Raw genomic sequence first — 13,940 nt, 5'->3', positions numbered from 1 at the left:
AGCGGTTTATCAGGAAAAATGCACCTCTTCGCCGGCCTGTGCGCTGGCCGCTTCGCTGAGCAACGGATAGAACCCGCGATCGCTGCGATCGCACAACCAGGCGCCGTCCCGGTAGTTAAAGTGATAACCGCCGGTTTTGGTTGCCAGCCATACCTGATGCAGCGGTTCCTGGCGGTTGATCACAATCTTGGTGCCATTTTCGAAGCTTAACGTCATTACGCCGCCGTTAGTTTCGTAATCGATGTCCGCATCGCCGTCAAAATCGTCCAGTGTCTCTTCGATATTAAGCATCAGTTGGTCAGCCAACTGGTGAAACTCACTGTCGTTCATAATCAATTCCTATTGCTTTTCATGATCCACCTGCGATTATAGAGATCTTGGACGCATGAATTACAGGCATTAATGCAAATGAAAAAACAACTACGCTATGCGCTGATGGCAGTTCTGCTTGCCGGGCTCTCCGGCTGCGGTCTGAAAGGCCCGCTGTATTTCCCACCGGCCGAACCTGGTAGCCATAAATCGGCCACTCCGCCGGTACAAACGGGCGATCAGGTACAGAAAAATCAGCAGGAAACTTCTGTCTCTCAGCAAAAACCGTCGATGAGCGACCAGTAACACCTGATTTGCGGTGGCGGGGCGTCGCCGCAAACCCAAGACGGATGAACCCAATAGATTTCAAGTTGCAGCCAGGCGACAAGCGCGTGAATCCCCAGGAGCCTGGATTCGCCAAGTGACTGGGGTGAAGGCGAGAAGCCAACAACGCGGCAGCTTGAAAGATGAAGGGGGTAGCGCGTCCAGATAGCGGAGTATGATATGCAGTTCTCCAAAATGCACGGTCTGGGCAACGACTTTATGGTGGTCGATGCCGTTACACAGAATGTCTATTTTTCACCTGAACTGATCCGCCGATTGGCCGATCGGCACTTGGGCGTTGGCTTTGACCAGATGCTGGTGGTAGAACCGCCTTACGATCCGGAACTTGATTTCCACTACCGTATTTTCAACGCCGACGGCAGTGAAGTGGCGCAGTGCGGTAATGGCGCCCGCTGTTTCGCCCGTTTTGTGCGGCTGAAAGGGCTAACCAACAAACGCGATATCCGCGTCAGCACCCAAACCGGGCGCATGGTGCTCAGCGTCACCGACGATGATCTGGTGTGCGTGAATATGGGTGAACCGAATTTTGATCCTCAGGCGGTGCCGTTTCGCGCCACCAAAGAGGAAAGGACATACATCATGCGTGCGGCGGAACATACCGTGCTGTGCGGCGTGGTGTCGATGGGCAATCCACATTGTGTTTTACAGGTGGATGATGTAAAAACCGCCAAGGTGGAGCTGCTTGGGCCGGTGCTGGAAGGGCACGAGCGCTTCCCGGAACGGGCCAATATCGGTTTTATGCAAATCGTCAGTCGTGAACACATCAAGCTGCGGGTCTATGAGCGCGGCGCCGGTGAAACGCAGGCCTGTGGCAGCGGAGCCTGTGCGGCAGTGGCTGTGGGGATTCAACAGGAATTGCTGTCAGAAGAGGTGCATGTAGAACTGCCGGGCGGCAGCCTGCATATTCGCTGGAAAGGGCCGGGCAACCCGCTGTTTATGACCGGTCCGGCAACCCATGTATATGACGGATTTATTCATCTATGAAGAGTGTTGAGGACCAGGCTGTCACGGGCATTGAGCTTGATGACGACGCCGTAATGCAGTTTTTGCTGCAAAACCCGGATTTCTTTATTCGCAATGCGCGTTTGGTTGAACAGATGCGCGTCCCCCATCCCGTTCGCGGAACCGTGTCGCTGGTCGAGTGGCATCTGGCCCGCCAGCGCAACCATATTGGCCGGCTCGAAGAAGAGATCACCCTGCTGATGGAGCAGGCCAGCGCCAACGAAACGCTGTTTGCCAGCCTGCTGCATCTGCAGGCCAATCTGGCTACCGCCGGCAGTCTGCAAGACATGCTCAACCGCCTGCAACGTTGGGCGCGTGGTTTCGGTTTGGCCGGCGCCAACATCCGCCTGTTTTCCGAAAGCTGGAAAATCGGCGCGCCTTCCGACTTCACCCATCTTGCCCTGACGCGTTCGTCGTTTGAACCGCTGCGCATTCAGCGCCTGGGCGACCAACAGCATTTTCTCGGCAGCCTGAATGGCCCCGAACTGCTGCTGCTGTTGCCGCAGGCCAAGCTGGTTGGCTCGGTCGCATTGTCGATGTTGGGCGAAAACGGCGAACTGGGCATGGTGATTTTCAGCAGCCGCGATACGCAACACTATCAGCAGGGCATGGGCACCGTGATGCTCAATCAGTTGGCGCGCATGCTGCCAGAACTGCTGGAACGCTGGATAGAACGAGCATGACCCCGGTTGCGACCAGCCTGCAACAGCCGGTGGACGCTTTCCTGCGTTATCTGAAGGTTGAGCGTCAGCTCAGCCCGCTCACTCAACTGAGTTATTCGCGCCAACTGCAGGCGCTGATGGCGCTGGCGCAGGAGATGGGCGTGACCGAATGGCCGATGCTTTCCGCCGCTAAAGTCCGCATGCTGGCGGCGCGCAGCAAACGCGCGGGCCTGCAGTCTTCCAGCCTTGCGCTGCGCTTGTCGGCGCTGCGCAGCTTTCTCGACTGGCAGGTCAGCCAGGGCGCGCTGATCGCCAATCCCGCCAAAGGTATCCGAACGCCGCGCAGCGGTCGTCATCTGCCGAAAAATATCGATGTCGATGAAATAAACCAGCTGTTGAATATCGATCTTAACGATCCGCTGGCGGTGCGCGATCGCGCCATGCTGGAGGTGATGTACGGCGCCGGGCTGCGCCTTTCGGAACTGGTGGGGCTGGACTGCCGTCATGTCGATCTGGCCGCCGGCGAAATTTGGGTGCTGGGCAAGGGCAGCAAAGAACGCAAGCTGCCGGTGGGCCGCACCGCCGTTACCTGGCTGGAGCACTGGTTGGCGATGCGTGACCTGTTCGGGCCGACAGACGACGCGATGTTCCTGTCCAATCAGGGAAAACGCATCTCGACCCGCAACGTGCAAAAGCGTTTTGCCGAGTGGGGCGTCAAGCAGGGCGTAAACAGCCATATTCATCCCCACAAGCTGCGCCACTCGTTTGCGACCCATATGCTGGAGTCGAGCGGCGACCTGCGTGCCGTGCAGGAACTGCTCGGCCACGCCAACCTCACCACTACCCAAATCTATACCCACCTCGACTTTCAACATCTGGCGAACGTGTACGATGCTGCGCATCCGCGCGCCAAACGGGGGAAATCCTGATGCATTTTTATCGTCCGCTGCGCCCGCTGGCGGCGCTGACCTTCGATCTGGACGACACGCTGTACGACAACCGCCCGGTGATCAGGCAGACCGAGCTGCAGTCGGTAGCCTTTCTGCAGAATTATCATCCCGGGCTGAATCACTTTCAGTCGGCGGATTTTCACCGTCTGCGCCAGGAGCTGCGCGAGCAGGATCCGGAGATTTATCACGACGTCACCCAGTGGCGCTGGCGCGCCATTCATCTGGCGCTGAGCCGTCAGGGGTTACGGGATGCCGAGGCCGCCGTCGGCGCCGACGCGGCGATGCAGAACTTTGCGCTGTGGCGCAGCCGCATCGAGGTGCCGGAGGCGACTCACGCCACGTTGAAAGCGCTGGGGGAGCGTTTCCCGCTGGTGGCGATCACCAACGGCAATGCCGATCCGGCGCTGTGCGGGCTGGACGGTTACTTCCAGTTTGTGCTGCGTTCCGGGCCGGATGGCCGCGCCAAACCCTATCAGGACATGTATCGGTTAGCCGTTGAACGGTTAGGTGTTCCCGCCGGGCGCATTCTGCACGTTGGCGATGATTTGACCACCGACGTCGCCGGGGCGCTGCGCGCAGGCCTGCAGGCCTGCTGGATCAACGATCGTCAGCGTAACCTGATGCAGGTCGCGGACAGCCGTCTGCTGCCACATATTGAGATCGCTCAGTTGGCATCGCTGACAACATTGTTATAGCCCTTTCATACTTGAAGCCGCAGCTGTGTTGGCTACGTGCGTTCACCCCAGTCACTTACCCGAGTAAGCTCCTGGGGACTCACACACTTGCCGCCTTGCTGCAACTTCAATTATTTCGGGTATAATCCCAGATTGACTCTGTATAAATTCCCAGTGGAAAACGCGTCTCAGGCGCGTTTTCCCTTACCAATTAATGGTGCTTATGGACGTTTCCGATCTGCTCGACAGCCTGAATGAAAAACAACGCGAAGCCGTGGCTGCGCCACGCTGCAACCTGTTGGTGTTGGCCGGCGCGGGCAGCGGTAAAACCCGGGTGCTGGTACATCGCATCGCCTGGCTGCTGTCGGTAGAGAACTGCTCGCCGTATTCGATTATGGCGGTGACGTTCACCAACAAAGCGGCGGCGGAAATGCGCCATCGTATCGAACACCTGATTGGTACCAGCCAGGGCGGCATGTGGATCGGTACCTTCCACGGTCTGGCCCACCGGTTGCTGCGTGCCCACCATATGGACGCCAATCTGCCGCAGGATTTCCAAATCCTCGACAGCGACGACCAGTTTCGTTTGCTGAAGCGCATCGTTAAGGCGCTGAATATCGACGAAAAACAATGGCCGCCGCGTCAGGCGATGTGGTACATCAACGGCAAAAAAGACGAGGGCCTGCGCCCGCAGCACGTTGAAACCTACAACAACCCGGTGGAAGCGACCTGGTTGCGTATCTACCAGGCCTATCAGGAAGCCTGCGACCGCGCCGGGCTGGTGGACTTTGCCGAACTGTTGCTGCGCGCCCATGAGCTGTGGCTGAACAAGCCGCATATCCTCAATCACTACCGCGAGCGCTTCACCAACGTATTGGTGGACGAGTTCCAGGATACCAACAGCATCCAGTACGCCTGGATCCGCCTGTTGTCCGGCAATAACAGCAACGTGATGATCGTTGGCGATGATGACCAGTCAATTTACGGCTGGCGCGGCGCTCAGGTGGAAAACATCCAGCGTTTCCTGAAGGATTTCCCCGGCGCGCAAACCGTGCGCCTGGAACAGAACTACCGTTCGACCAGCAATATCCTGAAAGCCGCCAACACCCTGATCGCCAACAACGGCGGGCGCATGGGTAAAAACCTGTGGACCGAGGGGGCCGAAGGCGAACCCATATCAATCTACTGCGCGTTCAATGAACTCGACGAGTCGCGCTTTGTCGTCGGCCGTATCAAAACCTGGCAGGAAAACGGCGGTGCGCTGAATGATTGCGCGATACTCTATCGCAGCAACGCCCAGTCGCGGGTGCTGGAAGAGGCGCTGTTGCAAACCGCCATGCCGTACCGCATTTATGGCGGCCAGCGCTTCTTCGAACGTCAGGAAATCAAGGATGCGCTGGCCTATTTGCGGCTGATCGCCAACCGTAACGACGACGCGGCGTTTGAGCGCGTGGTGAATACCCCGGCGCGCGGCATCGGCGACCGAACGCTGGACGAAGTGCGCCGTACGGCGCGCGATCGCCAATTGACGCTGTGGCAGGCTACCCGCGCGTTGTTGCAGGACAAAGTGCTGGCCGGGCGTGCGGCGTCCGCGCTGCAACGTTTTACCGAATTGGTGGATTCCCTGGCGCACGAAACCGCAGATATGCCGCTGCATGTACAGACCGACCGGGTGATCCGCGACTCGGGGCTGTTCATCATGTACGAGCAGGAAAAGGGTGAGAAGGGTCAGGCGCGTATCGAAAACCTTGAGGAACTGGTCACGGCAACGCGGCAGTACAGCTATCAGGATGAAGATCAGGATCTGATGCCGCTGCAGGCGTTTTTGTCACATGCCGCGCTGGAGGCGGGCGAGGGGCAGGCAGATGCATACCAGGATGCGGTGCAACTGATGACCCTGCACTCCGCCAAGGGGCTTGAGTTTCCGCTGGTGTTTATCGTCGGTATGGAAGAGGGGATGTTCCCGAGCCAGATGTCGCTGGACGAAGGCGGGCGACTGGAAGAAGAGCGCCGGCTGGCCTACGTTGGCCTGACGCGCGCCATGCAGAAATTGACGCTGACCTATGCCGAAACGCGCCGTTTGTACGGCAAAGAGGTTTATCACCGGCCTTCGCGCTTTATCGGCGAACTGCCGGAAGACTGTGTGGAAGAAGTGCGGCTGCGCGCCAGCGTATCGCGGCCGGTGAATCATCGCCGCATGGGCACGCCCATCAGCGAAAACGACACCGGCTACAAGCTTGGCCAGCGGGTGCGCCATCCCAAGTTTGGCGAGGGTACCATCGTCAATCTGGAAGGCAGTGGTGAACACAGCCGGTTGCAAATTGCGTTTCCGGGCGAAGGCATCAAGTGGCTGGTGGCGGCCTACGCCCGGCTGGAAACGGTGTAAGGCGAATTGCAGGGGAAAGTCCCCTGCAATCAGTCAAATCAGTGAGAGTAACTGTCGCCGATTTGTGCGGTGGCATACCAACGCATCACCGCTTCGGTGCCCTCACCGCCTTCCGCCGGCGCCCATGACATGCAGTCTTCTTCCGACAGCGGCTGATACGGCCCCTGTTTCACTTCAAACACCACGCCGCCCGCATCCACCGACAGCACCGCATGCCAGGTAAACGCCGGCATCTCCAGCACTTTGGTTTCTTCGCCGAGCAGCGTGCGTTGGGTGACGACGCCGTCATCGTTGAACTGCAGCACCACAAAACGGCCGCGCAGCGGCGTCAGCAGCTCCCAGGTTTGCGGATGGCGGTGCGGGCGGATATAGGTGCCCGGCTCCATGGCAATCGCCAGGCGCTGTACCGGATCGCTTAACTCTTCGTGTAATGTACGGTGCGCGCGCAGGCGCGCCACTTTGGCAGCTTGTTCGCTCATCGTGGCCAGGTCGTGGGCGGTAATCTGTTTCATCGGTTAAATCCGCAGGTTTATAGTGGCCTAATCTTAGCAACTTTCCCGGATGCGGTCAGAGATCGCCGCAGACTTTTTCTGCACGCTTTACTTCGGATTAAGCGCGCTTTTCGTCATTTGTCATAGTGATGAGTTGTTGCTCAATTATCCTGTCTAACGTGTTGACAGGCTTTTTCTTCTCGGCGTAACATGCGCGCACGATTATCAATGAGGACATACGCCTTGGACACACCCAGTAGATACTGGCTCACTGACCTGGACAACAACAGGTACAACTTCTAAGGCTATCCCATTGAGCTGATGGCCTTCGTGGTTGTCGGCGACCCCGCAAAGCGTCGCTACGAGTCGGATCCTTCATGGTCTGAAACAAGCTGGTGATGCAACACCCCTCTGTTTCTGTGCTTCCACGCGTTGTCTGCACCTGTCACCGATAGGGAGTTTTGGCACATGCTAAGCGCGTTTAAATTAGATAACAGTCGCCTGTCCCGTCTGGAGTTGGATGACTCGGATGATCTCACCTCGTCACTGTGGGTTGATCTGGTTGAACCGGAAGAGGGCGAGCGTGAGCGCGTGCAAAACGAGCTGGGCCAGAGCCTGGCGACACGCCCGGAGCTGGACGACATCGAAGCCTCCGCGCGTTTCTTCGAAGATGAAGATGGCCTGCATATTCACTCCTTCTTCTATTTTGAAGATGCGGAAGATCACGCCGGCAACTCGACCGTGGCTTTTACCATTCGCGACGGCCGGCTGTATACCCTGCGAGAACGCGAACTGCCGGCGTTTCGTTTGTACCGCATGCGTGCCCGCAATCTGACGATGGTTGACGGCAATGCCTATGAGTTGTTGCTGGATCTGTTCGAAACCAAGATTGAACAGTTGGCGGACGAGATCGAAAACATCTATAGCGATCTGGAAAAGCTCAGCCGGGTGATCATGGAAGGCCATCAGGGCGACGAATACGACGAAGCGCTGTCAACCTTGGCGGAACTGGAAGATATCGGCTGGAAAGTGCGCCTGTGTCTGATGGATACCCAACGCGCGCTTAACTTCCTGGTGCGCAAGGCGCGCCTGCCGACCGGCCAGTTGGAACAGGCGCGTGAAGTGCTGCGCGACATCGAATCCCTGTTGCCGCATAACGAATCGCTGTTCCAGAAGGTGAACTTCCTGATGCAGGCGGCGATGGGTTTTATCAATATCGAACAGAACCGCATCATCAAGATTTTCTCGGTGGTATCGGTGGTGTTCCTGCCGCCTACGCTGGTGGCTTCCAGCTACGGGATGAACTTTGAGTTTATGCCGGAACTGAAATGGTCGTTCGGTTATCCGGGGGCCATCAGCCTGATGATCCTCGCGGGGCTGGCCCCTTATCTGTACTTCAAGCGCAAGAACTGGCTGTAAACGAAACGAGCGTTGCCAACGTGAGCTCGGCCTGCGTGTAGGCTCCGGAGCCGGCGTGCTACGTTTAAAGAGTGCGTGGGGATGATCCCTTAGCCTGCTAAATAGAGGTAGAATAGCCCCTCAGCTTATCGGCCCCCTAAGGCGTGCGTGTTGATGGAAAGAGTTCCCCGCTTGATTCAATGGCTGTTCCTGCTGCTGGCTTCGTTGGCGCTGGGGTTTGGCCTGCAAACATTTCATATTCCCGCTGCGCTGTTGCTGGGGCCGATGATCGTCGGCGTGGCGATGGGGCTGTCGGGGGCCACGGTGCGTATTCCGACTCGTCTGTTTATCGTCGCGCAGGCGGTGCTCGGCTGCATGATCGCGCAAAGTCTCTCACCCGCTATCCTCACGCCGTTACTCGACGACTGGCCGCTGGTGCTGTTGGTATTGTTAGCCACGCTGGCGGCCAGCGGCGTTTCCGGCTGGTGTCTGGTGCGTTTTAGCGGGTTGCCGGGGCCAACAGGCGCCTGGGGTTCATCGCCCGGCGGCGCTTCGGCGATGGTGGCGATGGCGGGGGATTTCGGTGCAGACGTCCGGTTAGTGGCATTCATGCAGTACCTGCGGGTACTGTTTGTCGCCACGGCGGCGGCCATGGTGGCGCGGATTGGGCTGGGCGATGAGGCGGGTCACGGCAGCGTCGCACTGGAATGGTTTCCGCCGCTGGATTGGCGTTTTCTCGCGACGCTGGGTATCGCCGTTGTCGGCGCCTGGCTTGGGCCCCGGCTGCGCATTCCTTCCGGCGCGCTGCTTTTACCGATGATTATCGGCGCAACGCTTCACTCCAGCGGCGCGATGGCGTTGCAGGTGCCGGAATGGTTGTTGGCGTTGGCTTATACCCTGATTGGCTGGAGCGTCGGGCTGCGCTTTACCCGACCGATCTTTTTGCTGGCGCTGCGCACATTGCCGCAGATGGTGGCGTCGATAGTGGCGCTGATGCTGTTTTGCGGGCTGCTGGCCTGGATGCTGACCCACTTTCTGCCGGTGGATCTGATGACCGCCTATCTGGCGACCAGCCCGGGCGGGCTGGACACCGTGGCGATTATTGCGGCGGGCAGCCGGGTGGATATGTCCTTCGTGATGGCGATGCAAACGTTGCGGCTGTTCACCATCCTGCTGACCGGCCCGGCGATGGCCCGCTTCATTTCCAACCGGGCCTCGCCTGCGTCAACGTAATTTGCGCTGGGTGTAGAGTGCGTCGAGGATAAACAGCAGCAGTGCCGCCCAGATAAAGCCGAAGGTCACCAGCTTGTCCTGGCCGATGGTCTCCCCATAGCAAGTGACGGCCAGCAGAAACATCAGCGTCGGGCCGAGGTATTGGAAAAAGCCGAGTGTCGACAGGCGCAGGCGGGTCGCCGCAGCGGTAAAGAACAGCAGCGGTATGGTGGTGACGATGCCGGCTGCGACCAGCATCAGGTTCAGTGACCACGGGTTGGCGCTCAGATGGCTGGTCGGGCTGTCGGCGAACAGGAACAGATATGCCGCCGCTACCGGCAGTAACCACAGGGTTTCAATCAGCATGCCGGTCTGCGCGTCGATGGCGATCTTCTTGCGCAGCAGGCCGTAGAAGGCAAAGCTGAACGCCAGCCCCAGGCCGATAATCGGCAGCGACCCGAATTGCCATAGCTGAATCAACACGCCGGCAAACGCCAACACTACCGCCAACCACTGCATGCGGCGGAAACGTTCTCCCAGGAACAGCATTCCCAACAGCACGTTAACCAGCGGGTTAATGAAATAGCCCAGGCTGGCTTCCAGCATGTGGTGGTTATTTACCGCCCAGATAAACAGCAGCCAGTTACCGCCGATCAACACAGCGGTCACCGCCAGCAGCAGCAGCCGTTTGCGGTTGCTGCAGGCGGCACGAACCTGCGGCCAGTTGCGGCCCAGCGTGATCAGCGCCAGCATAAAGAAGAAGGACCAAATGACCCGATGAGTGAGGATCTCATCGGCGGGTACCTGTTGAATCAGTTTGAAATAGGCCGGGGCGATGCCCCAAATCAAATAGGCGGCCAAAGCAAAGAAGATGCCCTGCCGCGTTTGCTGTGCGTCCATGACGATACTCGGATGGGTAAAACGGAGATGCGGTGAGTGTACTTAAGACACTCACCGCGCACAATCACCCGACCAGGTAGGTGGCGGTGGCGCTGGCGATATGCAGGCCATCGTGGTTATGCAACTCGACGCGGGCGACCGCCACTTTGTTGCCGCTGCGCAAGACGCTGGCGGAGGCGACGAAATGCTCGCCGCGGCCGGGGCGCAGGTAGTCAACGCGCAGATCTATGGTTCCCATGCGCGACAGGCGCGAGGCCACTTCCTCTTCGATCAGCGGATCCATACGCATCAGCACGCTACCGGCGCAGGCCAACCCGGCGGCAACGTCCAGCACTGAAGCGATCACGCCGCCGTGCAGGATCTTCTGGGCGGCGTTACCCACCAGTTTGGGCTGATTGGCGAAACTCAGTTCAACGTAGTCATCTTCAAAACGGCGCAGTTCAAGGCCCAGCTCGCGGTTAAACGGCATGTGATAAACAAAAATTTCGCCGATTTTCTGGCGTGCAGCATCGAGAGTCAGTGGTGTAGTGGACATAAATACCCGTTCTTTATTCAATAGAGTGAGGAGGTTATTAACTGGTCAGTCCAGGTTAATCGTTTGTTGATTTTATGCCTATATTTTGTTGCTGACCAGACTAATCCAATAAATGCACGCCGCGCTGCTGCAAAACCGCCTTTGCGTGTAAAATGGCCTGTTTTTATTTCAGAGTTTGTCATTTTTGTTGGAGTGAGGAACGTTATGCGCATTTTGTCAGGGATCGTTTTGGCCATGTTGGCGGTGCCATTGCTGGTGCAGGCGGAAGAGGCCAAAGAGCAGCAAATTCATGATAAACCCGCAGTGCGCGGCAGCATTATCGCCAACATGCTGCAGGATCACGACAACCCCTTCACGCTCTATCCGTACGACACCAACTACGTGTTGTACACCGATACCAGCAATATCAACAAAGAGGCCATCAAGTCCTACAACTGGGCCGAGAAGGCGCGCAAGGATGAAGTGAAATACCAGCTCAGCCTGGCCTTCCCGCTGTGGCGCGGCATTCTTGGCGACAACTCGGTGCTGGGCGCCTCTTATACTCAACGTTCCTGGTGGCAGCTTTCCAACCACGGGGAATCGTCGCCGTTTCGCGAGACCAACTACGAGCCGCAGGTATTCCTCGGCTGGGCGACGGATTACCGCTTTGCCGGCTGGACGTTGCGCGATGTTGAAGTGGGCCTCAACCATCAGTCCAACGGGCGTTCTGATCCCACCTCCCGCAGCTGGAACCGTGGCTATGCGCGTTTTATGGCGCAGAACGGTAACTGGCAGGTGGATCTGAAACCCTGGTTCCGCTTCTCGGAAAGCGACAGCAGCGATGACAACCCGGATATCACCAAATACATGGGATATTACCGTCTGAAAGTCGGTTACGCCTGGGGCGACAGCGTGTTCAGCGTCGACAGCCATTACAACTGGAACAGCGGCTACGGCGGTGCGGAAGTGGGCTGGAGCTACCCGATCTCCAAGCATGTGCGTTTCTACACTCAGGTGTTCAGCGGCTACGGCGAATCGCTGATTGATTACAACTTCCGGCAGACACGGGTTGGCGTTGGTGTCATGCTTAACGATATTATGTAATCATACCCTGCGTACTTGAAGCTGCTGCTGTGTTGGCTGCGTACACTCACCCCGGTCACTTGGTTGGCCAAGCTCCCGGGGACTCACGTACTTGCCGCCTTGCCGCAGCTCCAATTACTTTGGGTATATAGTTCAAAGTGGGGAAGTGTGTGTCAACCGCAGCAGTGATAAACAAAGAGTTGCTGGCAGAGCAGGTATTGCGCGATACCTTTGGCTACCAGCAATTCCGACCGGGTCAACAAACGATTATCAACGCGGCGATCGGCGGGCTGGATTGTCTGGTGGTCATGCCGACCGGCGGCGGTAAATCGTTGTGCTATCAAATCCCGGCGCTGGTGATGGATGGCCTGACGTTAGTGGTTTCCCCCTTGATCTCGCTGATGAAAGATCAGGTCGATCAACTGCTGGCTTATGGCGTTTCCGCCGCCTGCTATAACTCGACGCAGACGCGCGAGCAGCAGCTGGAAGTCATGGCGGGTTGCCGCAGCGGGCAGATCAAAATGCTGTATATCGCCCCCGAACGGCTGATGATGGACAGCTTCCTCGATTTGCTCGACCACTGTCCGCCGGCGCTCTTGGCGGTGGACGAGGCGCACTGCATTTCGCAGTGGGGCCATGATTTCCGTCCTGAATACCGCGCGTTGGGTCAGCTGAAGCAGCGCTTCCCGACGATGCCGGTGATTGCCCTGACCGCGACCGCCGACGAGTCTACCCGTGGCGACATCGTGCGCCTGTTGGCGCTGCACGATCCGTTGGTGCAGGTCAGCAGCTTCGACCGTCCAAATATTCGCTATACGCTGGTGGAGAAGTTCAAGCCGCTCGATCAGCTGTGGCGCTTCGTGCAGGACCAACGCGGCAAGAGCGGCATCATTTACTGCAACAGCCGCGCCAAGGTGGAAGACACCACCGCGCGTTTGCAGAGCCGCGGGCTGAGCGTGGGCGCCTACCATGCCGGGCTGGACAACGATCGCCGCGCGCAGGTGCAGGAAGCGTTCCAGCGTGACGATTTACAGGTGGTGGTAGCCACCGTCGCCTTCGGCATGGGCATCAACAAACCCAACGTGCGTTTCGTGGTGCACTTCGATATCCCGCGCAATATCGAGTCCTACTATCAGGAAACCGGCCGTGCCGGGCGTGATGGCCTGCCGGCCGAAGCGATCCTGTTGTATGACCCGGCCGACATGGCCTGGCTGCGCCGTTGCCTGGAAGAGAAACCGGCCGGGCAGCAGCTGGATATCGAGCGCCACAAGCTGAACGCCATGGGGGCTTTCGCCGAAGCGCAAACCTGCCGTCGTTTGGTGTTGCTCAATTACTTTGGCGAGGGCAAGCAGCAAAATTGCGGCAACTGCGATATCTGCCTCGATCCCCCCAAGCGCTATGACGGGCTGGAAGACGCACGCAAGGCGCTGTCTTGCGTGTATCGCGTCGGCCAGCGGTTCGGCCTGGGCTATATTGTCGAAGTGCTGCGCGGTTCCAATAACCAGCGCATCCGCGAATACGGGCACGACAAGTTGCCGGTGTACGGCATCGGCCGCGAGCAGACGACCGAGCACTGGACCAGCGTGCTGCGTCAACTGATCCACCTGGGGTTTATTACCCAGAACATCGCCATGCACTCGGCGCTGCAATTGACCGAGGCCGCGCGCCCGGTGTTGCGTGGTGAGCTGGAGTTGCAACTGGCGGTGCCGCGTATTCAGAGCCTGAAGTCGCGTGGCAGCGCCAACCAGAAATCCTACGGCGGCAATTACGATCGCAAGCTGTTTGCCAAACTGCGCAAGCTGCGCAAATCGATTGCCGACGAAGAAAATATCCCGCCTTACGTGGTGTTTAACGATGCCACGCTGTTGGAAATGGCGGAGCAGATGCCGATCAAGGCCGGCGACCTGCTTAGCGTTAACGGCGTTGGCCAGCGCAAACTGGAGCGTTTCGGCGCCCCGTTTATGGCGATGATCCGCGATCACCTCGATAATGACGAAGAATAAGGGCAATAAAT

The 13,940-nt window shown here is 58.3% G+C and carries 14 protein-coding genes; 10 read left to right on the top strand and 4 right to left on the bottom strand.

The genetic code is table 11. The annotated features are described in order from the left end of the window. Positions 1-9: 9 nt before the first annotated feature. Positions 10-330, bottom strand: coding sequence for an iron donor protein CyaY (cyaY, locus tag JK621_RS15610; protein ID WP_212556759.1), 321 nt, complete (start codon positions 328-330; stop codon positions 10-12). A gap of 78 nt (positions 331-408) precedes the next feature. On the opposite strand from cyaY, the gene lptM reads away from it, so the two are divergent. The 6 genes from lptM to uvrD all read left to right on the top strand — a co-directional run bounded on the left by lptM (position 409) and on the right by uvrD (position 6,328). Beyond that, on the top strand, positions 409-615 hold the full coding sequence (gene lptM, locus JK621_RS15605; protein WP_283249336.1) for an LPS translocon maturation chaperone LptM: 207 nt from the start codon (positions 409-411) through the stop codon (positions 613-615). A 198-nt stretch (positions 616-813) separates the two neighbouring features. Next, positions 814-1,638, top strand: a complete 825-nt coding sequence (gene dapF, locus JK621_RS15600) for a diaminopimelate epimerase (RefSeq protein ID WP_004950915.1) — start codon at positions 814-816, stop codon at positions 1,636-1,638. After that, a complete protein-coding gene (locus tag JK621_RS15595) occupies positions 1,635-2,339 on the top strand; it encodes a DUF484 domain-containing protein (protein ID WP_212556757.1) in 705 nt (234 codons plus the stop codon). The genes dapF and JK621_RS15595 overlap by 4 nt, the downstream gene beginning before the upstream one ends. After that, on the top strand, positions 2,336-3,247 hold the full coding sequence (gene xerC / locus JK621_RS15590; RefSeq protein WP_212556756.1) for a tyrosine recombinase XerC: 912 nt from the start codon (positions 2,336-2,338) through the stop codon (positions 3,245-3,247). Before JK621_RS15595 ends, xerC begins: the two co-directional genes overlap by 4 nt. Further along, complete coding sequence (gene yigB / locus JK621_RS15585) at positions 3,247-3,963, top strand: 5-amino-6-(5-phospho-D-ribitylamino)uracil phosphatase YigB (RefSeq protein WP_212556755.1); 717 nt, start codon at positions 3,247-3,249, stop codon at positions 3,961-3,963. Before xerC ends, yigB begins: the two co-directional genes overlap by 1 nt. Before the next feature lie 202 nt (positions 3,964-4,165). After that, positions 4,166-6,328 (top strand): DNA helicase II, encoded by a 2,163-nt coding sequence (uvrD, locus tag JK621_RS15580; protein ID WP_212556754.1) that lies wholly within the window; start codon positions 4,166-4,168, stop codon positions 6,326-6,328. A 38-nt stretch (positions 6,329-6,366) separates the two neighbouring features. On the opposite strand, the gene JK621_RS15575 is transcribed toward uvrD, so the two are convergent. Next, positions 6,367-6,840, bottom strand: a complete 474-nt coding sequence (locus JK621_RS15575) for a WbuC family cupin fold metalloprotein (protein ID WP_212556753.1) — start codon at positions 6,838-6,840, stop codon at positions 6,367-6,369. 447 nt (positions 6,841-7,287) lie between these two features. Between JK621_RS15575 and corA the strand changes: the two genes are divergently transcribed. Then, positions 7,288-8,238 carry a magnesium/cobalt transporter CorA gene (corA, locus tag JK621_RS15570; protein WP_004950926.1) on the top strand — a complete coding sequence of 317 codons (951 nt, stop codon included), beginning with the start codon at positions 7,288-7,290 and terminating at the stop codon, positions 8,236-8,238. Between the two features lie 153 nt (positions 8,239-8,391). Further along, positions 8,392-9,450 carry an AbrB family transcriptional regulator gene (locus tag JK621_RS15565; protein ID WP_212556752.1) on the top strand — a complete coding sequence of 353 codons (1,059 nt, stop codon included), beginning with the start codon at positions 8,392-8,394 and terminating at the stop codon, positions 9,448-9,450. On the opposite strand, the gene rarD is transcribed toward JK621_RS15565, so the two are convergent. Both rarD and JK621_RS15555 read right to left on the bottom strand, forming a co-directional pair. Beyond that, a complete protein-coding gene (rarD, locus tag JK621_RS15560) occupies positions 9,442-10,329 on the bottom strand; it encodes an EamA family transporter RarD (RefSeq protein WP_212556751.1) in 888 nt (295 codons plus the stop codon). The two genes, JK621_RS15565 and rarD, sit on opposite strands and share 9 nt — an antisense overlap. Before the next feature lie 64 nt (positions 10,330-10,393). Then, entirely contained in the window at positions 10,394-10,864 is a 471-nt protein-coding gene (locus JK621_RS15555; RefSeq protein WP_212556750.1) for a thioesterase family protein, read from the bottom strand. 204 nt (positions 10,865-11,068) lie between these two features. On the opposite strand from JK621_RS15555, the gene pldA reads away from it, so the two are divergent. Then, the gene (gene pldA / locus JK621_RS15550; protein ID WP_212556749.1) at positions 11,069-11,947 is read left to right on the top strand and encodes a phospholipase A; all 879 of its coding nucleotides are present in this window, start codon (positions 11,069-11,071) and stop codon (positions 11,945-11,947) included. 149 nt (positions 11,948-12,096) lie between these two features. Further along, positions 12,097-13,929, top strand: coding sequence for an ATP-dependent DNA helicase RecQ (gene recQ / locus JK621_RS15545; protein WP_006318304.1), 1,833 nt, complete (start codon positions 12,097-12,099; stop codon positions 13,927-13,929). The last annotated feature ends 11 nt before the right edge of the window (positions 13,930-13,940 follow it).

This window comes from Serratia plymuthica (assembly GCF_018336935.1).
Lineage (GTDB): Bacteria > Pseudomonadota > Gammaproteobacteria > Enterobacterales > Enterobacteriaceae > Serratia > Serratia plymuthica_B.
Note: the sequence above shows the minus strand (reverse complement) of the source record. Positions and strands in the feature narration are given on the sequence as shown.